Here is a 23,416-nt window from a genome sequence, read left to right as displayed (position 1 = left end):
CGTGCCCACGGCCCGGAGTGCGCGGTGGTCACAGCAGGCTGAGCTGGGTGGCCCGCGGACGCTGCGGCGCGCGCGGGGCCTCGGGGACCGACTCGGCCGGTCCGGCCGACCGGGCCGTCGGGGCGTGCCGCCCGATGCCGTGCTCGCGGGCGAGCGCGCGCACGCGTTCGGCGATGCGGCGCTGGTAGGCCTTCGGGGCGTAGGAGCCGCCGCGGTACAGCTCGGCGTAGCGGGGGAGCAGACCGGGATGGTGCTCCCTGAGCCAGGCGAGGTACCACTCGCGTGCGCCCGGGCGCAGGTGCAGCACGATGGGCATGATGCGGGTGGCGCCGGCCTCGGCGATCGCGCGCACCGTGGCGGCCAGCTGCCTCGGTGAATCGCTGAGGTAGGGCAGGATCGGCGCCATCAGCACGCCGCAGTCGAGGCCGCGCTCGGTGAGCGCCGCGCAGATCCTCAGCCGGGCGCTCGGATTCGCCGCGCCGGGTTCGAACAGCCGGGACAGCCCGTCGTCGACGAACGGCACGGAGACGTTGAGCCCGACGTCGACGTGCTGCGCGGCGTCGGCCAGCAGGTCGAGGTCGCGCAGGATCAGCGGGCCCCGGGTGAGGATCGAGAACGGGTGCCCGGTGTCGCGCAGGGCCGAGATGATCCCGGGCATGAGCCGGTAGCGGCCTTCGGCGCGCTGGTAGCAGTCGACGTTGGTGCCCAGGGCGATGGGCTCGCCGGCGTTGCGCACCCGCCACTTGGGCGTGGCCAGTTCCCGCCGGAGCGCTTCTGGCGCGTTCACCTTCACCACGATGCGGGAGTCGAAGTCGTGCCCGGAGTCGAGATCGAGGTAGGTGTGGCTGTTGCGGGCGAAGCACCCCACGCATCCGTGGCTGCACCCCCGGTAGGGGTTGACCGTGAAGCGGAACGGCACCCGTGACGCGCCGGGGACCTCGTTGATGATCGACCGCGCCCGAACCTCGTAGAACGTCATTCCGCGGAAGCCGGGGGTGTCGAAGACGCGGGTGACGGCGCCCCGCTCGATCAGGGCCGGGGACTCCTCCGCTCCGTCCAACCGCAGGTGCTCCCAGCGCACAGCGCCTCCTCGGTCGCCCCGGCCTTCCGGGACACACGGGTCCGTGTCGACACACACTATAGAACACGTGTTCGAATTCGGGAAGGATGGAGTGAGTCAGACTTTCCGGCAGGAGGCCGAGTTGAGGGGTCGGGGAGGCTGGGTGAGCAGACCGCGGAAGCCGTCACGGCAGGTGTCGGTGGACGAGCAGACCCAGGCCGTGTTGGCCGTGTTGAAGGGCGAGTTGTCGCCGGCCGAGGCAGCACGTCGGCATGGGGCGTCCTCGACCTCGGCGGCCTCCGTGCCGACCGCGGCGTGATGGAGGCCGTCGTCGCCGGCGACTACGTGATCGGTGGAGCACCCGCTCCGATCGCCGTCGTGGCGGGCAACCGGCCATGCTTTCGCGGCGTGGCCTTCGCTGACGCGTTCGCCGGCGACGACCCGCTGTTCCGCCACGTCCGCACACGGGTGAGGAGCCCACAGGCCAACGGCGTGGTCGAGCGGTTTCTCGGCACGCTGAAGTACGAGCATCTCTACCGCGCTACCATCGGCGACGGCAGCGCCCTCGCCGTCGAAGTCAACCTGTTCCGCCACGCCTACAACACTCTGCGACCCCACCAGGCCCTCGACGAACGCACACCACGTGCGGCTTACCTCGTCGTCGAACACCGCGGTCGGCGTGTGGCCTTCGGCGGACCCGCTACTTGACCGGGAGGTCCTGACATGGCCAGTAAGTTCACCGAGCTTGCGATCGACTGTGCCGATCCCAACGGTCTCGCCCGGTTCTGATGCTCGGTCCTTGACTACGAGGTGCAAGACGAAGACGGCGGAGTTGTCACAATTGGCTCCCCTAGGGTGCCTGAAGGCGAGAACCACCTTGGCCCAGTGCCACCGACCTTGACATTCGCGCACGTGCCCGAGGGCAAGACCGTCAAGAACAGGCTCCACATCGACGTCAACCCAACCGACAGGGAGCAAGACGAAGAGGTTCGTCGCCTGCTCGACCTGGGTGCTCGACACGTCGAGGTCGGCCAAGGCGATGAGAGCTGGGTCGTACTCGCCGACCCAGAGGGGAACGAGTTCTGCGTCCTTGCGGGCCGCCGCCCCTGATCGGAGGCCGCACACCGCGTCGGGCCTACTTCCGGTCGCCTACCCACGCTCACGCGAACACGACGGGGAGCCCCTCCGAAGATGGAGGATCCCGACCCGAGCAAGACCGAACTCTGCCGACTTCTTGGCTCATGACAAAGGCGTGTGCGCGCCCGGGCGGCGGGCCGTCGGCCCGAGGGCGTCACCGGACGGCTCTTCGGCCCCTCGAACGCGGGCGCCACCACCGCCGTCCGGTCCCGTCGAGCGTGCGGCGGGACCGGACGGCCGGATGCCGGGAGGCGTCAGGAGTCGGCCGACTCGTCGGGAGCGGGGGCGGTGTAGGCGGCCGTGACGCGCTCCGCCGCGGCCCGGGCCTCGGCCTCGTCGGTGCCGGCCGCGATGCTGGCGTCGCACCACTCTCGGCTGCTGAGCGACATGAACCGCCTGCCCTCCTCCGACGCCGCCCACGCCGCGCCCTGCTCAGCGTCCACGGCCTCTCCGGAGGCCAGGTGCAGGGCCAGGCCCGTCAGTCCCATGTCCCAGCCGATGCCGACCGCGCCCGGTCCGAACTCCGCCCACCGTTCGTCGTCGACGTGGGCGACGTGTTCGAGCTCGAACCGGGTCCCGCCCTGCGGTTCGGCGGTCAGCCGGACCTCGATCCAGCTGACCTCCCCGCCGTACTCCCAGGTGGCTGCGAAGCCCTTGGGCGGGTCGCAGCGCTGGACCGTTCCGCCGGCGTTGCCTTCGAGCTGGTAGTGCCCGCCGACGCGCAGGTCGCCCGAGACGGGCATGAACCACCGGGCGATGCGCTCGGCGCTGGTGCAGGCGTCCCAGACGTCGTCGACGGTGGCGTCGTAGGTCTGGGCGACGGTCACGACACGCGCCTCGCCCGCTTCGAGCGTGCGCGTGCCGACCCGCCGCCGCACGGCGCTGATCTGGTGGGTGACGTCGATCATGGGGTCCTCCTCTGGTTCGGTTCCTCGCCGGAGTCGCGCAGGCGGCGTTCGCGCCTGCCCCGGGCCAGCTCCGTCGCCAGCGCGTCCAGGTGCGGGGTCCAGAAGCGCCGGAAGCGGTCGAGCCACGCGTCGACGTCGCGCAGCGGTTCGGAGTTCACCGAGTAGAGGCGCCGCGTCCCCTCGGGGCGCACCGTCGCGAAGCCGTTCTCACGCAACACCCTGAGGTGCTGCGACACGGCCGGCTGGGAGATCGCGAACTCCTCCTGGACGACCTCGCACACCGCGCCTGAGGTCATTTCGCCGTCTGCGAGCAGCTCGAGGATCCTGCGGCGCACCGGGTCCCCGAGCACGTCGAACGCGTGCATGGCCCGAATTTACCAGGCGCCACTTATATAAGCCAGATCTTAATGAGCGTGTGCGGTGCTCCCCGGACCGGCGCGCCCGGCCACGCGCACCGCGGCCCTGCGACCGCCCCGTCCGGGTGTTGTCGCACCGATCGCTCCCGGCGGCCCTTAGGCTGTCCTCGGACCGGAAGGTAACGAAGTGGTTTCGGGGAGAGCGGTATGGGGTGGCTGGGACGATCCGCGGGCGTGCTCGCAGCGGTGCCGCTGATGGCGGCGTGCGTCAGCGCTCCCTCCGGTGCGGTGCCCAACCCGGCCCCCAACGGCGTGGCCGGAAGCGCCCTGCCGATGCCGCCCTCGACCGGCGCCGACCGATCCCTGGAGCAGATCCCCGAGGACTGCGAGGCCGAGGCGCAGTACTCCAAGCGGCAGTTGCGCGGTGCGTGGATCGCCACGGTGCGCAACATCGACTGGCCGTCCAAGGCCGGCCTGAGCGCCGAGAAGCAGCAGCAGGAACTGGTCGCCCAGTTCGACCGGGCCGTCGAGCTCGGCCTCAACGCCGTCTTCTTCCACGTCCGGCCGACCGCCGACGCCGTCTACGCGTCGGACAAGGAGCCCTGGGCCCGCTACCTCACCGGCGAGCAGGGCGGCGATCCGGGCTACGACCCGCTGGAGTTCGCCGTCGCCGAGGCGCACCGGCGCGGCCTGGAGCTGCACGCCTGGTTCAACCCCTACCGAGTGGGGTGGAGGGATCCGGACCTGGAGAACCTCGCCGACGACCACCCCGCCAGGAAGCACCCCGACTGGCTGATCGAGTACGCCGACCAGGGCTACTTCGACCCCGGCAACCCCGACGTGCGCGCATGGGTCGGCGACGTCGTGCTCGACGTCGTGGACCGCTACGACATCGACGGCGTGCACTTCGACGACTACTTCTACCCCTACCCCGAGCAGGGGGAGGAGTTCGACGACGACGCGAGCTGGGAGGAGCACGGCGGGGAGTTCGACGACCGCGGCGACTGGCGGCGCGACAACGTCAACAGGCTGGTCGCCGACATCGACGAGCGGATCGACGAGACCAAGCCGTGGGTGCGGTTCGGGGTCTCGCCGTTCGGCATCTGGCGCAACGAGAAGTCCGACCCGTCCGGCTCCGACACCCGCGGCCTGGAGTCCTACAGCGCCCAGTACGCCGACACCCGCACCTGGATCCAGGAGGGCTGGGTCGACTACGTCACGCCCCAGCTCTACTGGCACCGCGGGTTCGAGACCGCCGACTACGAGAAGCTGGTGCCGTGGTGGGCCGACGAGGTCGCCGGCACCGACGTCGACCTCTACATCGGCCAGGCCGCCTACAGGGTGGGCGAAGCCGACTGGAAGGGCGACGACGCGCTCGCCCGCCAGCTCGACTTCAACACCGGCCACCCCGAGGTCACCGGCGACGTCTACTTCTCCATGAAGGACCTCGGCGGCCGGGCCGCCACCGCCATGGAGCGCCTGGGCCGGGACCATTACCGGCGCCCCGCACTCCCGCCGCGCGCCGAGGGCGCCCCGGCGGCGCCGGCCCCCGTCACCGGCCTGCGGGCCGAGCGCTCGGACTCGCGGATCCGGCTGCAGTGGCAGGCCGGGGACGAGGCCCGCATGTTCGCCGTCTACCGGATGGCGGGCGAGGGGGAGGACCTGTGCGCGCTCAACGACGCCGCGAACCTGGTCGGCGTGGTCGGCGCCGACGGCGAGGGCGCGCAGGGCTACGTCGACGAGGCACCCCTGGACGGCCCGGCCCGCTACTACGTGACCGCGCTCGACGCCTACCGGACCGAGAGCGCACCGGCTCCCGTCGTCACCCCGTGAACGGAGGCCGCGGAGGCGGCGCCGCCGAATCGGCGAACAAAACGTGAAACAGGATGAATTCCTCGCGCGAACACGGATAGAAATCCGGGTACAAAGGGCAGACCTGAAGGCACGCACCAGCGCTGACGGATCCCCACAGGCCGAGGAGGGTGCAATGGCTCTGAGAGAGAACGAGCGGCGGATTCTCGCCCAGATCGAGCACCGCCTCAGTCAGGACGATCCCGAACTCGCCGGGCACCTCACCTCGTTCGGCGCCGACGACCCCGGTCTGATAGGCGAGGAGCGCCGGGGCGGCGGGTGGAAGCCCTGGGCGGTGTGCGGCCTCATCGCGGCCGTGGTGGTCGGCCTGCTCGTCATGCTGTTCACGGTCACGCCCGGCCGTCCCACCGAGGCGACGCCGCAGCCGAGCAGCGCGCCGGAGGCCGTGGTGCCCGATGCCGCGCAGCCGGAGGCGGAGCCGGCCCGGTAGTCGCACCGAGGCGGCTCCGCCCGGGCCTCTCCTGGATCGGTGATCGGGAGAGGGGCTGCGTTGTCTCCAGGTCCTGCTGTGGTCCTGCCGACCTGGTGGGACTGTCGTCGGCGCGCAGCGCCCGGCGACGCGAGAGGTCTCGGGTCACCGCTTTCGCGGGCACCGGCCCGTTGGGGGCGGGGGCCCGGTGCGCACGTGCGGCGTGCCCGTTCGCGCCGCCGGCGCCGGCGCGCTGACGGCAGCCTTCCCAGGTCATGCGGTGGCGAACGGAGAGCCGCGGCCACAGCCTCCACGCCCATCACCGATCTAGAGGCCCTGCAGGAACTTCGCTCCCAGGGGCGCGGCGACGGAGCCGCCGCCACCGCCGCCCTCGACGACGACGGAGAAGGCGATGTCGTCCTCGAAGCCGACGAACCAGGCGTGCGTCTCCAACTCCTCGCCCTCCTCGGCGGTGCCGAACTCCGCCGAGCCGGTCTTGCCGTAGACCTCGCCGGAGAACCCGGCGTCCTCGGCGGTCCCGTCGGTGACGACCGCGCGCATCATGGAGCGCAGCGCCTCGGCGTTGCCGATCTGGTGCGGCTCGGGCTGGTCGGGCACCGCCGGGTCGGTGACCAGGACGGGGGAGCGCCAGGACCCGTCGGCGACCGCCGCCGGGACGGTCGCCATGTGCAGCGGCGAGGTGAGGACCCGGCCCTGGCCGATGCTGGAGGCCGCGAGCAGCGTGGTGCTGTCGGGGGTGGGGAAGGAGGGCTGGGTGGTCGGGACGCCGATCTTGAGATCGGAGTTCATCCCGAAGTTCTCGGCGGCGGTGGTGAACGTCTGGGGATCCAGCCGTTCGGCGACCTCCTGGACCAGGGCGGTGTTGCAGGAGGTCGCGAACGCCTCGGTCACGCTCTGCTCGCCGTAGGCGGCGTCGCCGGCGTTCTTGAAGGGCCAGCCGCCGACGTCGGCGGTCTTGGGGCAGTTCATGGTGTCGTCCATGCTCAGCCCGGCGTTGAGCAGTGCCTCGTAGCTGACGACCTTGAACGCCGAGCCCGGGGCGTACTGCCCTTCGATGGCCCGGTTGTAGCCGCCGGGCACGTTGGCCGCGGCGAGGATCTCGCCGGTGGAGGGACGCACGGCGACCAGCGCCGTGGGCTCGTCCTGGCCGATGATGGCCTGGGCCGCGGCGTCCTGCACAGCGGGGTCGATGCCGGTCGTGACGTCCTGGCCGTCCTCGCCCCCGAGCGTGTCGACGACGGCGGGTTCGGCCTCCTCGGAGTCGTCCTGGCCGATCGCCACCGCCTGGATCTCGGTCGCGGGCTTGCCGGCCAGGCGCTCCTCGTAGGTCTGCTGGATGCCGCCCTTGCCGGTCGGGTCGCCCACCTCGTAGGCGGGACCGAGGTCCTCCAGGTCCTCCTCGGCCACGGTGCCGATCCGGCCGGTGAGCATCTGGATCGAGCCGGAGGCGGTGTCGGTGTCGAGCCGGGAGCCGTCGGCGGCCAGGATGCGGCCGCGCTCGCCCCACTCGTTGGCCCGGGTCAGGGTCTGGCCGTCGCCGAGTTCGGGGTGGATGACGGCGGGGGAGAAGTCGACCTTCCACTCGCCGTCGACGCGGGTGAGCGGCAGTTCGCCCTCGTAGCTCCACTCCCCGGCGTTGCTCAGGGTGAGGGTGGCGCTGAAGGGTGCGGTCGCGGTGTCGCCCTCGTCGGTGACCGCGCCCGCCAGGCTGACGTCGGCGGCCTCCACGCCCAGGTTCTCGGCGACCAGGGCGTAGGCTTCGGCCACCCCGTCACCGGTGGCCAGCCCGGCCACGGCGGAGTGGTCCCCGGAGCTCCAGGCCTCGACGTAGGAGGCCGCCGCGTCCTCGGGCTCGGGCATCGACAGCACGTACCAGGAGACCCCGCCGCCGATCAGCACCAGGACCACCACGCCGACGACGGCGCCGATGAGGAGGCCCGTGCGGGAGCGGCGCGGCTTCTGCGCCGGGGGCGCCGCCTCGGCCGGGGACGCGGCGTACCGCGCAGCGTCTTCGTTCTGATACGGAGGGGTGTCGCCGTTCGGATCCGGGGGCGGAGCAGGCGGGTTCTCCCCGCCTTCGGGGGGCCATCTGTCGTCCACGCGATCGCGTCCTTCCCTGCACCCGAGACGACCGTGCCCCGCGTCCTCATGGTCCGATGAAGGCGCGGGGCACGGGCGAGAAGATGTGTGGCCGGTGTGGCGGTCGCCTCTCGGCGCGGTGCACAACGCGGCTCCGAGGCCGTGCGGTCACCCGCCGGAGCGGGAGCCGCACGCGGTATTCCGCGAAGGCTATAGGTGAGGCCCGGGGGACACTTGCTACCACACCGACCACCAGTGACTCTAACTTATCGGGGCCGGGGGATGTTCCTCCTCCCCCGGAGGAAATCCCGGTTACCTGGCTCACAGTAGCGAGGGGAACGGGGGAGCCGGGCCGGAAACAGCGCGGGCCCCGCGCCGGGGCGGGGCCCTCACCAGGTGTGACGCGGTCGGATCGCGGTGTGGCCGGATCCGGACCCACCGATGTCCGACGGTCGCGTTCGCGCAGGGGGCCGGCTGTCGCAGTGCGCGCAGGCCGCCGGCGGCACCGCAGGCCCGAGCCCTGGAAGCCCCACCCCGCGAACGCGGCGGTCAAAATCCGATCAGGCCGGCTCGTCGCGGCAGATCCGGGTCATCTCCTCGCGGTCGAGGACCTTGACGCGCTTGCGGCCCCGGGACTCGCCGAGGGACTCCTCGTGCGCCTCCAGCCGCTGCCAGCCCTCCCAGGTGGTGAAGGGCACCCGGCGCTCGTCGAGCAGGCGGGTGAACGCCTCCGGGTCGGGCTCGGGCGCGGGGGTGAACGACGCGCGGTCGGCCACCAGGTTGCCGACGGTCTCCAGGGCGTCGCCCTTGGTGTGGCCGATGAGGCCGACGGGGCCGCGCTTGATCCAGCCGGTGGCGTAGACGCCGGGGACGGGCCGGTCGTCCAGGTCGAGCACGCGGCCGCCGTCGTTGGGGATGACGCCGCGCTCCTCGTCGAAGGGCAGGTCGGCGACCGGGGAGCCGAGGTAGCCGATGGCGCGGTAGACGGCCTGCACCTCGTGGTCGACGAATTCGCCGGTGCCGCGCACGTTGCCGTCGCCGGTCAGCTCCATGCGCTCGGTGCGCAGGCCGCTGACGCGCTCGTCACCGAGGATCTCCACCGGCCGGTGCAGGAAGTGCAGGTGCAGGCGGCGCGGTTCGCCCCTGGGGTCGCGGATCGCCCAGTTCTGCAGCACCTTGACGTTGGTCTTGACCTGGTTGGACTCCTCGATCGCGGCGAGGGCGGCCTCGTCCAGCTCGAAGTCCTCTGGGTAGACGATCACCTCGACGCCGGGCTGCTTGTCGAGCTCGCGCAGCTCCATCGGGGTGAACTTGCCCTGGGCGATCCCGCGCCGCGCGAACACGTGCACGTCGGTGACCTGCTTGGTCCGCAGCCCCTGGTGCACGTTGTCGGTGATGTCGGTCGCCAGCAGGTCGTCGGCGTCCTTGGCGAGGATCCGGGCGACGTCGACCGCGACGTTGCCGGCGCCGATGACCGCGACGCTGCTGCCGTCGACCTTCCAGGTGTCGCGCACGTCGGGGTGGCTGTCGTACCAGAAGACGAAGTCGGCGGCGCCGTGGCTGCCCGGCAGGTCGGCCCCCGGGATGTCGAGGGGGCGGTCGCGGTCGGAGCCCGTGGCGAAGACGATCGCGTCGTAGTGGCGCCGCAAGTCCTCCAGCTTGAGGTCCACGCCGTAGTTGACGTTGCCGAGGAAGCGGATCCCCGGCTTGTCGAGGATCTTGTGCAGGGCCCCCTGGATCTGCTTGATCCGCGGGTGGTCGGGCGCCACGCCGTAGCGGACCAGCCCGTAGGGGGAGGGGAGCTTGTCCAGAATGTCGATGCTGAGCGGCGTTCCGCTAGCGGTCAGGGTGTCGTCCTTGGTCAACAGATCAGCGGCGTAGATACCCGCGGGTCCCGACCCCACGATGCCCACTCGCAGTGGACGCGTCATTGACATCTCCATCCTTCGCGTCTAATCGTGCGGCACGGACGCAGGAAGAGTCGTGCCGCGCGCCATGTCGTGCACGACGCGTTTAAGAAGGCTAGGCTAGCCTAATCTACAGGACGAGAGTGTCCCACTAAACCGACTATAAAGGTAGGCAACTCTCCGCCCGCGCGGACCGCCGCGCCACTTCGATCCGGGTCGTGGCCTCTCTCCGCACGTCAGCGGAGGAAAGCCGCCCTCACCCGGGTCAAACACCCGGAAGGGCCGCTCTCAGCCCGAAACGGCTGTGGGGTAACTCACGCCGCCTCCGTGCGGGGGATCCCCGTCCGCGGCGGCCATCGGCCACAGCCGGATGAGGAACTCCTCCAGCCCGCGCAGGTCCTGCTCGGCCACCCGGAACTCCTCGGAGTGCAGGTCGCGGTAGCGCTGGAGGAGCCGATCATAGCGCTCCGCCACCGCGTGCCGGTGCCGCGCCCCGACCTCGACGCGGTAGCGGCCGGTGCCGCCGGCCAGCCGGGTTCCCATGGCGCGCCCCGAGGCGTCGGTGCCCACGGTGACGTAGCCGCGCAGGAACACCGTTGCGGCAGCGGTCTCCTCCCACGGGCCCTCGTCGGCAGGAGGCGGCCCGGCGTCCGGATCGCCGTCCCACTCCTCAAGGACGACGGTGACGTCGACCTTGCCCTGCAGAGTGCTCAACTCCAGGTGGTCGTAGCCGCAGGCGAGCAGTGAGCCGCCGGACAGCTCCGGGACCTCGCCCCGGCCGGGCCTGGCGCCCAGGCCGTAGACGCGGAAGAGCCCGTTGTCCGGAAAAACCGCGAAACGCAGTCGACTGAGCCGTTTCACCGCTGTGACCTCCCCGCTCGTGGAACCGTCACCGGCGTGCGCCGCCGTGGCGGCGCGGCCGGGAGGGACCGACTGGAAGAGGGGACCGGTCGTGGGCGCGTTCGCGCGACGCCGTGCGCCGAACACGCCCTATCTACGGCAACTCTAAACCGTTGTGACCCAGCGTTGGGGTGGGAACACGGAAAGTGGGAAATGGTCGAGGGGGAGCGGGCGCGGCCCGGTGCCCGGGCCGCGCCCTCAGCGCCCCAGTTCGGCCTTGACCGAGGCCGCGAACCGGGGCACCTGCTCCTGTCCGGACAGCCGCTGGATGTCGGCCATGATGGCGTCGGTGGCCGCGCGCCTGGCCCTGGCCCGGTCGGCCTGCCCCGCCCACGCCGACAGGTCCACGGGCGGGCCGAAGCGGATCCCGATCCGGCGGAAGGAGGGGACCCTGCGGCCTCGGGGCAGGATGCGCTGAGTGCCGGAGAGCGCGGTCGGCACCACGGGCGCGCCCGAGGTCAGCGCAAGCCAGGCCAGGCCGGTCTGCCCCCGGTGGAGCCGCCCGTCGGGGGAGCGCGTGCCCTCGGGGAAGATCCCGAACACGTTGCCCTCGGCGAGCACCTTCAGGCTGTTGTCCATCGCCTCCTGGGAGCTCTGCCCCGGACGGCGGTCGACCGACAACTGCCCGATCGCGCGCAGCGCCCGGGCGAACGCCCGTTGGGCGGGGTTGCCCTCGGCGAACAGCTCCTGCTTGGCGATGAAGAGAACCTGGCGCGGCACGACCACGCCGAGGAACAGGGGGTCGATGTTGGACAGGTGGTTGCTCGCCAGGATCACCGGCCCCTGTGCGGGGATGTGGTGCAGGCCCTCCACCCGGAGCGGCCACAGCGCCCGGGTGGCCGGCGCGATGACCGTCCTGACGGCCCCGTACAGCGACACGGTGCGTCCCTCCTCTTCGTCGCGGCGGTTCTTCGTCGCACCGAACTCTAGCGCCGCCGGGGTGCGCGGCGGATCGCGCGTCCACCCTCGTGACCGGCGACGTCCGCGCTAGAGTTTGGTCTAGACCTCTGAGGGGGCGAACGTTGTCGTCGCCGTCTCCGCACGGGCCCCGCCACGCCGCCGGGGCCGGGCGCGGGGCCGGAGCGAAGAAGAGAGGGCGAGGCATGACGCATCTGGCCGACCTGAGCCACCAGATCGTGGCGGGCATGACGACCTACCCGGGGCTGCCCGCGCCGGTCGTCGAGGACCACCTGTCCTTCGACGAATCGCGGCGCGACTACGCGCCCGGCACCGAGTTCCACATCGGGCGCATCTCGATGGTGGCCAACACCGGCACCTACCTGGACACCCCGGCCCACCGCTACCGCGACGGCTCCGACCTCGCCGACCTCGAACTGGACAAGGTCGCCGGGCTGGACGGGGCGGTCATCGACGCCACCGAGCGCGCGGTCGGCCCCGAGGCGCTGAAGGGGGTCGACGTCGCCGGCAGGGCGGTGCTGATCCGCACCGGCTGGGACCGCTACTGGCGGACCGAGGCCTACGGCTCGCCCGAGCACCCCCACCTCACCGAGGCGGGCGCGAAGGCGCTGGTCGAGGCGGGCGCCGCGCTCGTCGGCATCGATTCGGTCAACATCGACGACACCTCGCCGGAGAGCGGCGGCGCGCGCCCGGCGCACTCGGCGCTGCTCGCGGCCGGGATCCCCGTGGTCGAGCACCTCTGCCTGCTCGACCAGTTGCCCGCCGCCGGCTTCCAGTTCTTCGCCGTCCCGGTGAAGGTGCGCGGCCTGGGCACCTTCCCGGTGCGGGCGTTCGCCCTCATCGCCGACCGGTAGCGCTTCGGCCTCCCCGGAAGGCGCGGCGGCTCACAGGTCGGCGTCGGACTCCTCCCGGGCGCGGCGCTGCTCGCGCTGCGCCCGGAGCTGCCGCTCCTTCTCCGCGCCGCGCTCGTCCTCGGCCACGGCGGTGCGCATCGACGAGGACAGCGCCCGCAGCTCCATGTTGATCCGCGGATAGTCCACCAGCCTCGGCAGCGCGCCGAGGTGGGGCGCGCGCTCCTCCTGCATCGCCGCGCGCAGCTCCCTGAACGCCAGGTCCACCCGCTGCAGCGTGATGTGCGCGGCCGGCGGTGGATCCTCCAGGGCCAGCGCCGACAGCGCGAGGTAGCCGGTCCGCTGGGTCGCGATCACGACCGGCCACAGCGGCTGGGTGGTCCGGGCGCGCGGCACGTCGCCGACGGCGCTGTCGTAGACGCCGCGCAGGCTGAGCAGGTCGGCCCGCAGGTCGCGGCGGAGCCGGTAGCGCCGCTCCGGGCTGATCCTGACGTCGGGGTCGAGCACCTCGGTGACCACGGTGCGCGCGTCGTCGAGCACCTCGATGATGGTCTGCGGCAGCCGCGACGCCGACGCCTTGCGCCACAGCAGCACAGCGCCGAGCATGCCCGCGGCCGAGCCGATCACGGTGTCGATGACGCGCGACTCGGCCAGCTGCTCCACCGGGTAGGGCGCGGCGGTATGGGCGAGCAGCAGCGCCATCGGCGTCATCAGGATGCTGGCGTAGAAGAAGTTGCGGCCGACGACCAGCTGGGTGAGCCCCTGAAAGACCGCCGCCGCGGCGATCACGACGGGCAGAGGCGGTTCCAGCATGAGCAGCCCGGCGCCGATGAAGACGCCCAGGGCGGTGCCCAGCGCCCGCTGCGTGGACCGGTTCACCGTCAGCACCACGTTGCCGCCCTGCAGCACCGCCGTCGCGGTGATGGAGATCCAGTAGAACCGGTCGGCTCCCAGGGCGATGCCCAGCAGGCCGGCCGCCGCCACCGTTATCCCCATGCGCAGCGTGGTCGGGCGGACCAGCGAGTCGCGGCTGAGCGCCGAGCGCAGCGAATCGGCGATGGAGGGATAGCGGGTGTCGTACAGCACGCCGCCGCGCCCGTTGATCTCGTGGTCGCGCTTGCGCGCGGTCGGGGCCGCGCGGGCCAGGTGGCTGTAGAGCCGGGACTCCAGGGAGCGCGGGCGCAGCCCCTTGCGGACCTCGTCCAGCCTCGCGGGGTCCGGGCACAGCTCCGGCTTGCCGACCGCGGCGGCCAGCCCTTCGGCGAAGTCGGCGGCGACGGCGGGCAGCGGTTCGGTCCGGGCCATCGAGACCTCGGTGGCCGCGAGGTGGATGTCGGAGACCCAGCGCAGCAGGGCCCGCAGCCGGGCCGCCGCGGGGGTGTCGCGGTAGCCGCGGGTCTGCGCGAGCAGGACGAGCCGCCACGCCTCGGCCACCGCCAGCGAGGCGTCGTGCTGGACGTGGTCCAGTTTCGGCGTTCCGATGGCCCGCAGCAGCGCGGCGAGCTGCCGGAAGGCGTCGGCGACCGCGCGGTGCTCGGGGTGCCGGCTCCGGAAGGGCGCCCCGGTCATCGACACCAGCCAGCCGATGCCGGCACCGATGGCGGCCACCCCCGCGTGGGTCGGCACCATGGCGACGCCGCCGGGGACGATCGTGGAGATGGCGCAGACCAGGACGAAGAACAGCGCGCCGGGCTTGTCCACCCGCAGCGCCTGGCAGATCCAGGTGGCGACCCCGGCGACCAGCCCGATGGCGACGGCCGCGGTCCAGGGGGTGAGCGAGGCCAGTGAGCCGAGCGCGACGCTGAGGACGAACCCCAGACCGACGAGCGCGAGCGCGACGGCGCGGTGGACGTAGGGGGTGTTCTTCTCGTACAGGACCGTCATGGACCCCAGCGCGGCCAGGGCGCCGGTCGAGGGATCCAGCAGCAGGGCGGCGCAGGTGAAGGAGAGCCCCATGGCGGCGGTCGCCTTGACCGCCGTGGTCCAGGCCCATCCGCCCGACGCCAACCCGAAGAGCGCCTTGAGGTCGACCCGCTGCCGGGGCCGCTCGGCGACTTTCGGCCGGATCCGCGCGGGCGGCCTCCATTCGGGCTCGGCCTGCTTGGGGTCGTCGTCCTGGTCGTCGGCTGCCGCCTCCTGATCACGCACAATCCCAATGGTAGGAGGGGCGCACCCCGGCCCGGTGTCCGGCGATGAACTCACAGAGGTCCGACTCTGGGGTTGTGTAGGCCCACCCCAGGGGGATGGCGTGCGGGACGAGGGCACGCGTACCTCGACCCCAGGGAGTCGTGAAGGTCCGCCCCAGGAGGGGTGGCGTGCGAGAGGATCGCCCGGTCACCGCGGATCCCTCCTGGGGCTGAGCTTCAAGCCTTCGGTGGTCGAGGTTGAACCTCAAGGTCAGGATCGGCTGGGGTTTTCCGGTGCGCGCAGGCGCTTCAACTCGGCCAGGGCGTCGTCCAGTTGGGCCTCGGCGCGTTCCGCGCGGCGGATGGCCTGGGCCCTGGCGTCGTCGACCGCCGCCAGGCGGTGGGCGGCGGCCTCCTTCGCCTCGGCGAGGGACCGCGCGGCGGTGTCGCGCTGATCGGCCAGTTCGGCGCGCGACCTCTCGCGCTCCTCCTCGGCACCGCGGCGGAGCCGGTCCAGGTCGCCCGCCAGCCGCTCGGCTTCGGCCCGCGCCTCGCCGGTCCCGGCCTCGGCGCGCTCGGTGGCGAACTCAGCGCGCTCGGCGCGGCGCAGCGCCTCCTCCTTGGCCCGGGTCTCCTCGGCCAGCCGGTCCTCCAGGCGGGCCTGCTGCGCAGCCGCCTGCTCGGCGGCCTCGGCGAGCCGCCGCTCCGCGCGCAGGCGCTCCCGCTCCACCCGCTCGGCGGCCTGCTGTTCGGCCGTGCGCGCCCGCTGCTCGGCCTCCGCCAGCCCGGCGTCGCGTTCGGCGGCGGCGGTGTCGCGCTCCTCCTCGGCCAGCCGGGCCCGCTCCAGCGCAGCGTCCCGTTCGGTCCTGGCGCCGTCGCGGGCCGAGATCGCCTCGTCGGCCATGCGTTCGGCGGAGCCGGCCGCGGCGATGGCCGATGCCGCGGCCTCCTCGGCCCGCTTCCCGGCCTGTTCGGCCTCGCGCCGCCGGTTCTCCGCCGTCAGCCGGCCCCCGTCGGCCTCCGCCACCCGGCGGGCCGCGTCCACGCGCGCGGCCTCCACCTGGGCCTCGGCGTTGGCCGGATCGGTCATCGCCGAGAACGCCTCGGTCGCGGCGGTCAGCGTCGAGGTGAGCTGCTCGGCCTGCACCGCGAACCGGGTCAGCAGCTCGTCGGCGCGCAGTCGGGCGTCGCTGACCGGGGTGGAGCCGGCGCCGGAGAGGGCGGCTCCGGCCGGCTGCTCCCGCCGCGCCGCGTCCTCCTTGCCGCCCTCGATGTCGCGCCTGCGCTCCTCGGCCTCCTGCTGCAGCCGCTGCCGTTCCCGCCAGGCGCGCCAGCGGGTGTGCTCGGGCAGGTCGCAGTACTCCGGTGGCCGGCCCGGCGACGTGCCGCGCGGGACGGGGCGGTTACAGCCGGGGAAGTTGCAGGTGTTCGCATCGGTGTCGGCCACGCCGATGAGGGTAGCGGTTCTCGCCCCCGCGGTCCGGGTCCGCGCGTGGCGCTCCGGTCGGGGAAGCGCGCCGGGCCGCGCGGGGCCGCCGGGCGGTCGGCTATCCCAGGTGCCGGAGGTAGCCGGGCAGGGCCGTGCCCTCAGGCACGGCGGGATCGGGGACCGGGGTCCCGATGACGCGGTCGAGCGGGATCAGCCCGGCCCAGTGCGCCAGGTCCATGTCCTCGGGCTCGTCGCCGACGCCCTGGGCGCGGACCTTCGCCGAGACCTCGGCCAGGTCCAGGCGCAGCACGGCGGTCTTGGCGCGCTCCTTGGCGTCGGCGGGCCGGCAGTCGGCGGCGCGGCCGGGCACCGCGTGGTCGACCAGGGCGTCGAGGGCGAGGGTGAGTTCGGCCTCGTCGGTCACCCGGGTGGCGCGGCCGTGCACGACGACCGAGCGGTAGTTGACGGAGTGGTGCACCGCCGAGCGGGCCAGGACCAGCTCGTCCAGCAGGGTGACGGTGAGGCAGACGTCGAGCCCGTCGGTGGCCGAGCGCAGGGGGCGGCTGCCGGTGGAGCCGTGGATGTAGAGGCGCTCGCCGACCCGGGCGTAGAGGGTGGGCAGGACGACGGGGAGTCCGTCGGCGACGAAGCCCATGTGGCAGACGAAGTCGGCGTCCAGGATGGCGTGCACGGTCGCGCGGTCGTAGTGGGCGCGTTCGAGGTGTCGGGTCGGGGTCGTGCGTGCGGTCGCCGGGTAGTCGGCCGCCGGGGAGGTCTGTGCGATGTCCATGCTCATCCATTCGTACTAGTACGAATTAGTTTATGTACTATGAGAATAGCAGGACGTGGAGGGCGCGGGAAAGGCGTCATCCCGTCCCCGTACACGCCAGGGCCCCGCGGAAGATCTCCGCGGGGCCCGTATGAGCAGGGACCTTCCGTGATCAGGTGGCCGGGGTCCGCCGCACGGCCCCCGCAGACCTCGGCAGGGCGTTCCGGGCGGGCATCAAGGGGCGTCGGCTCAGACGGCCGGCGGGAGGTCCCCGTTGAACGCCGCCCGGACGTCGTCGATGATGCGATGGGCGCCGGAGTGGCTCGCGGCGCCCCACTCGTCGTAGTCCACGGCGAAGATCCGCTCCTCCCGCACGGCCCGCAGTTGTGACCACAGCGGCCCGTCGAAGGTGCCGGGCGCGTCGGCGTAGCCGCTGCCGGGGAAGACGAAGACGACGTCGCCGTCGCCGCGGATCAGGTTCTCGTAGCTCTCGGCGACGTAGTCCGTCCCGCCGGTGCCCTCCTGCAGGCTCTCGGGGCGGGGGAACCCGAGGTCGGCGATGACCTGGCCGGGGAAGGAGCGCGACGTCTCGAACCGGATCTCGCTCTCGCTCTGCAGCCGGATCAGCGAGACGGTCGTGTCCTCGACATCGGTGATCTCCGCCCTGGCCTCCTGCAGCGCCGCTTCATAGTCGGTCCTCACCTGCTCGGCCTGCTCCCCGGCGTCGAGGACCTCGGCGACGCCGGTGAGGTGGTCGCGCCAGGAGCCCGACCCCGTCCACTCCAGCAGCACCGTGGGGGCGATCTCCTCCAGTCGGGGCAGCAGGTCGGCCTGCGCGCCGCTCTGGGTCCGCACACCGATGATGAGGTCGGGGGCCGCGTTGGCCAGTTCCTCGATGTCGATGTCGCCCTCCCGGGCGGAGTCGGAGATCAACCGCGGCGGCCGTCCCCGGTGGTCCTCGGGCAGGAAGGGGGCCAGCCCGCCGTCGTCGGCGCCGGGGTCGCCCAGCGTGGCGACGGGGTCGAAGCCCAACTCGGTGACCGCGGACAGGGTCGGCCGCCACAGCACGGCGATGCTCCGCGGCTGTGCGGGGACCTCCACCTCTCCGTTGGCCGCCTCGACGGTGCGGGTCGCACCCTCCGGCTCCGGTCCGCGCGGGCCGGTCCCGCAGCCGGCGGCGATCAGGACGGACACGATCGGCACGACGACCCATGGGGCCGGTCGGAGACGTCTGAGCATCGGCGATCTCCCGGTTCTCGGCACGGCCGGACGGCACGCGGGAAAGCCCCGTCGTGCTGAGGTAAGGCTAACCTGAAAACCGGTGCGTGTCCGCGGGGTTCCGGGAATCCGCCCCCACCGCGGCGGCCGGACGCCGCACCGCACCTCCGCAACGGCGCATCCCGGCCCGGGCGCGCCGCCGGACCGGGATGCGTTCTCGTGCCCGCTCAGTCGTGCGGGCCGCTGCCGATCCGGGAGACCATCGTGGTCACGAACGGCCGGAAGCCCTGCTCCTCGTAGAAGCGGATCGCATCGGCGTTGGTGGCCACCGCGGCCAACTCCAGATCGCGGATGCCCATCTCGCACACCTGCCGCCGGATCTCGTCCAGCAGTCCCGAGCCGATGCCGGTGCCCCGGGAGTCGGGGTGCACCGAGAGCGTCTGCACGACCGCCACCCGCTCGCCGCGGTCCCACGAACCCTGGTGGTCCTGGCGGATCGTCACCATCGCGTACCCGACATCGGTCCCGCCTCGCTCGGCCACCACCGCTAGGGTGTCGGGGTCGTCGAGCCACTCCAGGTAGCGCGCCCGGCGGCGGCGCCACGACTCGTCGACGTCCACGGAGGTGATGAGGTCCTCGAGGTGCGGGGCGATCGCGGTGTGCTGCCGGTGCAGCGCACGCCAGAGGTCGGCCAGCTCCTCGATCTCGTAGGGACCGAGGTAGCGGAAACGCAGCACGCCTGAAGCCCCCGTACGCGGTTTGGTCACCAACGAATTTTCCATCTTTTTCTCACCCGTTCCACCGCGTTGGCGTGACTCGATGATCTCGCGTGGTACAGACCAATTGCGAGGTTGAGCTGTGTTTGTGAGCCTATGCGGAAGGTCGGGGACCCGTTGGTAGGACACAAGGAAAAGGAGCCGTTCTCGTGCCTCTTGAGAAAAAATTGACACATTTCGCGGTGCTGGGGCCCGGGGGAGTGGGCGGGCTGCTCGCCGGCCTGCTGTCCCGCGAGGGCCACCGGGTCACCGTCGTGGCGAGCGAGTCCACCGCACAGCACATCGCCGCGCACGGGCTGCGGGTGGAGTCCGCCTCCTTCGGGGACTTCACCGCCGATGTCCCCGCCGTCCCCGAGCTCACCGAGCCGGCCGACGTGCTGATCGTGGCGACCAAGGCCACCTCCCTGGAGGCCGCGCTGCGGCGCGTCCCGGCCGGGCAGGTCCGCGACGCCGTCGTGCTGCCGCTGCTCAACGGGTTCGAGCACGTCGACCTGTTGCGCGCGCACTACCCCGAAGCCCACGTGTCGGCGGCCGGCATCCGGGTGGAGTCCACCCGCGTGGCGCCCGGCCGCATCCGCCAGACCAGTCCCTTCACCGCGCTGGAGCTGGCCCGGCCCGGCATGCCCGAGGGGCGGATCGAGGCGCTGGCCGAGCGGTTGCGCGGCACCGGCTTCACCGTCAAGGTCAGCGACGACGAGGCGCGCACGCTGTGGGAGAAATTTCACTTCCTGCTGCCGACGGCGCTGGTGTGCGCGCACGCGAGGCAGGCCGTCAGCGGGGTGCGCACCGAGCGTCGCGACGACCTCGTGGACGTGATGGCGGAGGTCGCCGCGGTCGCCGCCGAGTACGGGGTGTCGCTGGACTCCGCCCGTGTGCTGGAGACGGTCGACGCCGTTCCCCCGGGGACCAAGCCGTCCATGCTGCGCGACCGGGAGGCCGGGCGCCCCATGGAGGTCGACGCGCTCGGCGGCGCGCTGCTGCGGGCGGCGCGCCGGGTCGGCGTCGACGTGCCCGTGACCGCGCGGATCGTGGCCGACCTCGAACGGGTCACCCCCTCCTGAGCCGGCGGGGACCGCGCGACCGCGGGGTCCGCCGGTCCCCGCGCCGGGACAGCGGGAGTGACGTGCAGGGAATCACGTTCAGGAACACCGTTTCGCGGCCCTTAGTCGGGCTAACGAGTGCGCCGACTGGCCTAAATTGGCAGTCATGATCGATGTGCGGCGGTTGCAGCTGTTGCAGGCACTCGACAAGCACCACACCGTGGCGGCCACGGCCGAGGCCCTGAACGTGACCCCGTCCGCCGTCTCCCAGCAGTTGGCCGCGTTGGCCAAGGAGGCAGGGGTGGCGCTGGTCGAACGGCGGGAGCGCCGCTTCCTGCTCACCGGTGCGGCGCGGGTCCTGCTGGACCACGCCCAGGCCATCTTCGCCGAAATGGAGCGGGCGCAGGCCGACCTCGCCGAGTACGCCGACGGCACCGTCGGCGTCGCGCGCGTCGGCTCCTTCGCCACCGGGATCTCCGACCTCATCGCGCCGGCCGTCGCCGAGCTGCGCGGCACTCACCCCGGATGGCGGTTCCAGATCGTGCAGGCCGAGCCGGAGGAGAGCACGGAGATGCTGCGCACCGGTGCGCTCGACCTCGCCGTGACGATGTCGTCGGTGCACCTGCCGCCCAGCGGAACGCCCGAGTTCCGGCTGGACCCGATCATGGTCGAGCCCTTCGACGCGGTGCTGCCCTACCATCACCCGCTGGCCGCCTCCGGTGAACTCGACCTCGCCGGCGACCTCGCCGACGCCGACTGGATCATGTCGGAGCCCGGCACGGCCTGGTACGACTGCGTGGCCGCCGCCTGCAACCAGGTCGGCTTCCAGCCCCGCGTGGCGCACAGCGTCGACGAGTTCAGCGCCGTCTTCGCGCTGGTCAACGCCGGTCTGGGGATCGCGTTGATGCCGCGGCTGGCCTGGACCGGCCTGTCCACCCGAAACGTCGTGGTGCGCTCGGTGCGCAACGGCCCGCGCCGGCACGTCGTGGCGGTCGGCCGGCAGGGCGGCAACCCCGAGCCGCTGCTCACCGCGATGCGGCGGGCGGCGGGGAAGGTGCCGATGCCCTCGGCCAGCCCGCTCACGGTCCCCGACGACGGAGCCGCCTGAGCGCCCCGGGCCTCCTTCCGGCGATCTCGACCTTGTCGGGGTGATCGCAACGTTTTCAGGCCCCACAAGATCAAGATCGGCGAGAGAGCCCCCGCCCTCGCCGCCGCTTCTCTTGGCGGCGACCCCTCACACGGCCGCACAGCAGAGCGTGGCCGCCGACCGCAGACGGTCCAGGCCCGACCGAACGCGACTTCCGCAAACCTCGGTAAAGGCTCAGCCCCGCTCGTCCGAGGCGGCCAGCGGAGTCTCGTCCACGTCGTCGAGCACCGCGCGGGCCGCGTCGCGCAGGTGCTGACCGACCGCGCGGATCGGCCGCCACGACCAGCCGCCGGTCCGGCTGACCAGGTAGATCCGGCGCACCCCGCCGATGTCGCCGAGCGGGGTGTGGGTGACGCCGCGCCGCCGCGCCGCCGCCAGCTTCGGCATCACCCCCACGCCCCGGCCGGCCGCGACCACCGAGGTGACGACGTCGAGGTTGTCGATGCGGTGCCGGATCCTCGGTGCGAACCCCGCCGTCGCGCACATGCGCTGCACCAGCTCGTCCTCGTCGCTGCCGCGGGAGTTGGCGATCCATGACGCGTCGGACAGCTCCCGCAGCCGCTCAGCCGTCATGGCCCGGCCGCCCGACGAGGCCGTCGAGGGCTGGGCGAGCAGCAGCGGCTCGGCGCCGATGCGGTGCAGGGCGAGCGTGTCGGGGAATCGGCGCGGCACCAGGCTGTACTCGTAGACCAGGCCCACATCGGCGGCGCCGGTCTGCAGCAGCTCCAGCGCCTGGTCCGGTTCGTGCTCGATGAGTCGGACGTCGACGCGCGGATGCTCCTCGCGCAGTCGCCGCAGGGCCGGCAGCACGATCGGCGGCGCCACGCTGATGAACGTCACCAGGTCCACTCGGCCCGCGGGTTCGCTCTCGCCGGCCATCTCGGCCTGGGCCGCCTCCACCCGGGCCAGGATACCGACGGCGTGCTCGACCAGGCGGTGTCCCGCCGGGGTCAGCCGCACGCGCCGGCCGTCGGGGACGAGCAGCCGGACCCCGGCCTCCTTCTCCAGCACCGCGAAGTGCTTGGAGATGGCGGAGGTGCCCATGCCGGTGACCTCCGAGACCGCCGCCATCGTCCCCAGCCGGCCCAACTCGACCAGGAGCCGCAACCGCGTCAAGTCCATCCGCTAAAACTACACGATCTGTTCGCCAATGGTCCCTGGACAGCAACAAACGGAAAAGATCCAATGGTCGGGTGACCACCTTTTCCTCGGCCCTGCTTCGCCGTGCCCGGATTCGGGTGCCGGCCCCGGTCCTGCTGCTGATCGGCATGTTCGTGCTGCACGCGGGCAGCGCCTCCGCCGTCCGGCTGTTCGATTCGGTCGGCCCCGGAGGCGTCACCTGGCTGCGGCTGTGCTGGGCGGCGCTCATCCTGCTGGCCGTCAGCGGTCGCTCTCTGCTTCCGGCCGTGCGCGCATCGTCGTGGCGCGAGCTGGGGGCCGTGGTGATCCTGGGCACAGTGAGCGCCGGGATGATGGCCTTCTACTCCGAGGCGACGGCGCGCATCGACCTCGGCACCGCCACGTCGCTGGAGTTCCTCGGCCCGCTCGCCGTGGGCGTCCTGGCGCTGCGCCGACGCAGGGAGCTGGTCTGGATCGCCGCCGCGGTCTCCGGCGTGCTGTGCCTGACCCGGCCCTGGACCGGCGACGCCGATCCGGTCGGCGTGGGCCTGGGCCTCGCGGGGGCGGTCTGCGTCGCGCTCTACGTCGTGCTCGCCCAGCGGGTCGGCGGCAGCTTCGGCGCCGTGCACGGCCTGGCGCTGGCCATGACGGTGTCGGCGGTCGTCACCGCGCCCCTGGGGGCGCCCGCGGTCGTCGCCGACCCCGACCCGCGCGTCCTGCTGAGCACGTTCGGCGTCGCGCTGCTGTTCCCGCTGCTGCCGTTCCTGCTGGAGATGGTCGCGCTGCAGCGGATGAGCCGCACCGCCTACAGCACCTTCGTCAGCCTGGACCCGGCGGTCAGCCTGCTGATGGGCATGATCGTCATCGCCCAGACACCCGCCCCGGTCCAGGTGGTCGGCATGGCGCTGGTCGTCGTCGCCGGAATCGGCTCGGCCCGCTACAACGGCGCCGCGCCGGCCGCGCAGGACCCGGCCCAGCGGGATCCGGCCGCGGAGGACCCCGCCGCCCCGGAACGGGGGGCGGCGGAGCGCCCGGCCCGCGCCGCGGCGCCCGCGACCGATCCGGTCGGGGTGTGACGATGATGACATCGGCGGCGGCGAACGGGTGCGCCGACGCCGTTTCGGCACGGATCGCGCCGTTCACCGCTCCTTGCGGCGGCCGCCGTACTTCTTGTGCACGGCCTGCTTGCTGACGCCCAGGATCGTCGCGATCTCGGCCCAGGTGGCGCCCTGCAGCCGCGCACGTCGCACGTGCACCGCCTCCAGGCGCTCGACCTCCCGGCGCAGTTGCGCGGTCGCGATGAGGGCCGCGAGCGGCGACCCGCCGCGCGCCGACTCCGCCAGCGTGCTGATCCGATCGTCCTCCATACTCGAA

At 72.6% G+C, this 23,416-nt stretch carries 21 protein-coding genes and 1 pseudogene; 8 read left to right on the top strand and 14 right to left on the bottom strand.

Annotation, left to right across the window (positions count from 1 at the left end):
• Positions 1-28: 28 nt before the first annotated feature.
• Entirely contained in the window at positions 29-1,081 is a 1,053-nt protein-coding gene (locus tag HDA32_RS16795; protein ID WP_179644090.1) for an Rv2578c family radical SAM protein, read from the bottom strand.
• 297 nt (positions 1,082-1,378) lie between these two features.
• On the opposite strand from HDA32_RS16795, the gene HDA32_RS16790 reads away from it, so the two are divergent.
• Both HDA32_RS16790 and HDA32_RS16785 read left to right on the top strand, forming a co-directional pair.
• Entirely contained in the window at positions 1,379-1,768 is a 390-nt protein-coding gene (locus tag HDA32_RS16790) for an integrase core domain-containing protein (protein WP_179644089.1), read from the top strand.
• A gap of 15 nt (positions 1,769-1,783) precedes the next feature.
• Positions 1,784-2,170 (top strand): annotated as a pseudogene (locus tag HDA32_RS16785) (VOC family protein).
• Positions 2,171-2,451: 281 nt separating this feature from the next.
• Here the strand turns inward: HDA32_RS16785 and HDA32_RS16780 are convergent.
• On the bottom strand, positions 2,452-3,105 hold the full coding sequence (locus HDA32_RS16780) for an SRPBCC family protein (RefSeq protein ID WP_179644088.1): 654 nt from the start codon (positions 3,103-3,105) through the stop codon (positions 2,452-2,454).
• Complete coding sequence (locus HDA32_RS16775) at positions 3,102-3,470, bottom strand: ArsR/SmtB family transcription factor (RefSeq protein WP_179644087.1); 369 nt, start codon at positions 3,468-3,470, stop codon at positions 3,102-3,104. The genes HDA32_RS16780 and HDA32_RS16775 overlap by 4 nt, the downstream gene beginning before the upstream one ends.
• Before the next feature lie 198 nt (positions 3,471-3,668).
• Between HDA32_RS16775 and HDA32_RS16770 the strand changes: the two genes are divergently transcribed.
• Entirely contained in the window at positions 3,669-5,294 is a 1,626-nt protein-coding gene (locus HDA32_RS16770; protein ID WP_179644086.1) for a glycoside hydrolase family 10-like protein, read from the top strand.
• Between the two features lie 154 nt (positions 5,295-5,448).
• On the top strand, positions 5,449-5,763 hold the full coding sequence (locus tag HDA32_RS16765; protein WP_179644085.1) for a DUF3040 domain-containing protein: 315 nt from the start codon (positions 5,449-5,451) through the stop codon (positions 5,761-5,763).
• 306 nt (positions 5,764-6,069) lie between these two features.
• On the opposite strand, the gene HDA32_RS16760 is transcribed toward HDA32_RS16765, so the two are convergent.
• From HDA32_RS16760 to HDA32_RS16745, 4 genes are all read right to left on the bottom strand, one after another.
• Entirely contained in the window at positions 6,070-7,863 is a 1,794-nt protein-coding gene (locus HDA32_RS16760; protein ID WP_312863211.1) for a penicillin-binding transpeptidase domain-containing protein, read from the bottom strand.
• 539 nt (positions 7,864-8,402) lie between these two features.
• A complete protein-coding gene (locus HDA32_RS16755) occupies positions 8,403-9,755 on the bottom strand; it encodes an FAD-dependent oxidoreductase (RefSeq protein WP_179646743.1) in 1,353 nt (450 codons plus the stop codon).
• Positions 9,756-10,037: 282 nt separating this feature from the next.
• Positions 10,038-10,610, bottom strand: coding sequence for a hypothetical protein (locus HDA32_RS16750; RefSeq protein WP_179644083.1), 573 nt, complete (start codon positions 10,608-10,610; stop codon positions 10,038-10,040).
• Positions 10,611-10,847: 237 nt separating this feature from the next.
• Positions 10,848-11,528, bottom strand: a complete 681-nt coding sequence (locus tag HDA32_RS16745) for a lysophospholipid acyltransferase family protein (RefSeq protein ID WP_179644082.1) — start codon at positions 11,526-11,528, stop codon at positions 10,848-10,850.
• 224 nt (positions 11,529-11,752) lie between these two features.
• Here HDA32_RS16745 and HDA32_RS16740 point away from each other — a divergent pair, with 224 nt between their 5' ends.
• Complete coding sequence (locus HDA32_RS16740) at positions 11,753-12,421, top strand: cyclase family protein (RefSeq protein ID WP_179644081.1); 669 nt, start codon at positions 11,753-11,755, stop codon at positions 12,419-12,421.
• 30 nt (positions 12,422-12,451) lie between these two features.
• Here the strand turns inward: HDA32_RS16740 and HDA32_RS16735 are convergent, their stop codons facing one another.
• The 5 genes from HDA32_RS16735 to HDA32_RS16715 form a co-directional block, all read right to left on the bottom strand.
• Complete coding sequence (locus HDA32_RS16735) at positions 12,452-14,485, bottom strand: FUSC family protein (protein ID WP_179646742.1); 2,034 nt, start codon at positions 14,483-14,485, stop codon at positions 12,452-12,454.
• 330 nt (positions 14,486-14,815) lie between these two features.
• Complete coding sequence (locus HDA32_RS16730) at positions 14,816-15,991, bottom strand: coiled-coil domain-containing protein (RefSeq protein ID WP_179644080.1); 1,176 nt, start codon at positions 15,989-15,991, stop codon at positions 14,816-14,818.
• A 100-nt stretch (positions 15,992-16,091) separates the two neighbouring features.
• Positions 16,092-16,763, bottom strand: coding sequence for a pyridoxamine 5'-phosphate oxidase family protein (locus HDA32_RS16725; protein WP_218882500.1), 672 nt, complete (start codon positions 16,761-16,763; stop codon positions 16,092-16,094).
• Between the two features lie 228 nt (positions 16,764-16,991).
• Complete coding sequence (locus tag HDA32_RS16720; RefSeq protein WP_179644078.1) at positions 16,992-17,981, bottom strand: iron-siderophore ABC transporter substrate-binding protein; 990 nt, start codon at positions 17,979-17,981, stop codon at positions 16,992-16,994.
• Between the two features lie 206 nt (positions 17,982-18,187).
• Positions 18,188-18,727, bottom strand: a complete 540-nt coding sequence (locus HDA32_RS16715; protein ID WP_376766964.1) for a GNAT family N-acetyltransferase — start codon at positions 18,725-18,727, stop codon at positions 18,188-18,190.
• A gap of 158 nt (positions 18,728-18,885) precedes the next feature.
• On the opposite strand from HDA32_RS16715, the gene HDA32_RS16710 reads away from it, so the two are divergent.
• Together HDA32_RS16710 and HDA32_RS16705 are read left to right on the top strand one after the other, a co-directional pair.
• A complete protein-coding gene (locus HDA32_RS16710) occupies positions 18,886-19,797 on the top strand; it encodes a ketopantoate reductase family protein (RefSeq protein ID WP_312863210.1) in 912 nt (303 codons plus the stop codon).
• A gap of 145 nt (positions 19,798-19,942) precedes the next feature.
• On the top strand, positions 19,943-20,884 hold the full coding sequence (locus HDA32_RS16705; RefSeq protein WP_179644076.1) for a LysR family transcriptional regulator: 942 nt from the start codon (positions 19,943-19,945) through the stop codon (positions 20,882-20,884).
• A 213-nt stretch (positions 20,885-21,097) separates the two neighbouring features.
• Here the strand turns inward: HDA32_RS16705 and HDA32_RS16700 are convergent, their stop codons facing one another.
• Positions 21,098-22,045: a LysR substrate-binding domain-containing protein gene (locus HDA32_RS16700; RefSeq protein WP_179644075.1), complete on the bottom strand. Its 948-nt coding sequence runs from the start codon at positions 22,043-22,045 to the stop codon at positions 21,098-21,100.
• Positions 22,046-22,191: 146 nt separating this feature from the next.
• On the opposite strand from HDA32_RS16700, the gene HDA32_RS16695 reads away from it, so the two are divergent.
• Positions 22,192-23,118, top strand: coding sequence for an EamA family transporter (locus tag HDA32_RS16695; protein ID WP_179646740.1), 927 nt, complete (start codon positions 22,192-22,194; stop codon positions 23,116-23,118).
• A 63-nt stretch (positions 23,119-23,181) separates the two neighbouring features.
• Here the strand turns inward: HDA32_RS16695 and HDA32_RS16690 are convergent, their stop codons facing one another.
• On the bottom strand, positions 23,182-23,409 hold the full coding sequence (locus HDA32_RS16690) for a helix-turn-helix domain-containing protein (protein ID WP_179644074.1): 228 nt from the start codon (positions 23,407-23,409) through the stop codon (positions 23,182-23,184).
• Between the last annotated feature and the right edge of the window lie 7 nt (positions 23,410-23,416).

This window comes from Spinactinospora alkalitolerans, from assembly GCF_013408795.1.
Lineage (GTDB): Bacteria > Actinomycetota > Actinomycetes > Streptosporangiales > Streptosporangiaceae > Spinactinospora > Spinactinospora alkalitolerans.
Note: the sequence above shows the minus strand (reverse complement) of the source record. Positions and strands in the feature narration are given on the sequence as shown.

Coding starts and splice junctions, on each gene's coding strand:
- HDA32_RS16780 (WP_179644088.1), bottom strand. CDS start 3,105: ATGATCGACGTCACCCACCAGATCAGCGCCGTGCGGCGGCGGGTCGGC.
- HDA32_RS16790 (WP_179644089.1), top strand. CDS start 1,379: ATGGAGGCCGTCGTCGCCGGCGACTACGTGATCGGTGGAGCACCCGCT.
- HDA32_RS16695 (WP_179646740.1), top strand. CDS start 22,192: ATGTTCGTGCTGCACGCGGGCAGCGCCTCCGCCGTCCGGCTGTTCGAT.
- HDA32_RS16765 (WP_179644085.1), top strand. CDS start 5,449: ATGGCTCTGAGAGAGAACGAGCGGCGGATTCTCGCCCAGATCGAGCAC.
- HDA32_RS16700 (WP_179644075.1), bottom strand. CDS start 22,045: ATGGACTTGACGCGGTTGCGGCTCCTGGTCGAGTTGGGCCGGCTGGGG.
- HDA32_RS16690 (WP_179644074.1), bottom strand. CDS start 23,409: ATGGAGGACGATCGGATCAGCACGCTGGCGGAGTCGGCGCGCGGCGGG.
- HDA32_RS16725 (WP_218882500.1), bottom strand. CDS start 16,763: ATGGACATCGCACAGACCTCCCCGGCGGCCGACTACCCGGCGACCGCA.
- HDA32_RS16720 (WP_179644078.1), bottom strand. CDS start 17,981: ATGCTCAGACGTCTCCGACCGGCCCCATGGGTCGTCGTGCCGATCGTG.
- HDA32_RS16775 (WP_179644087.1), bottom strand. CDS start 3,470: ATGCACGCGTTCGACGTGCTCGGGGACCCGGTGCGCCGCAGGATCCTC.
- HDA32_RS16705 (WP_179644076.1), top strand. CDS start 19,943: ATGATCGATGTGCGGCGGTTGCAGCTGTTGCAGGCACTCGACAAGCAC.
- HDA32_RS16740 (WP_179644081.1), top strand. CDS start 11,753: ATGACGCATCTGGCCGACCTGAGCCACCAGATCGTGGCGGGCATGACG.
- HDA32_RS16770 (WP_179644086.1), top strand. CDS start 3,669: ATGGGGTGGCTGGGACGATCCGCGGGCGTGCTCGCAGCGGTGCCGCTG.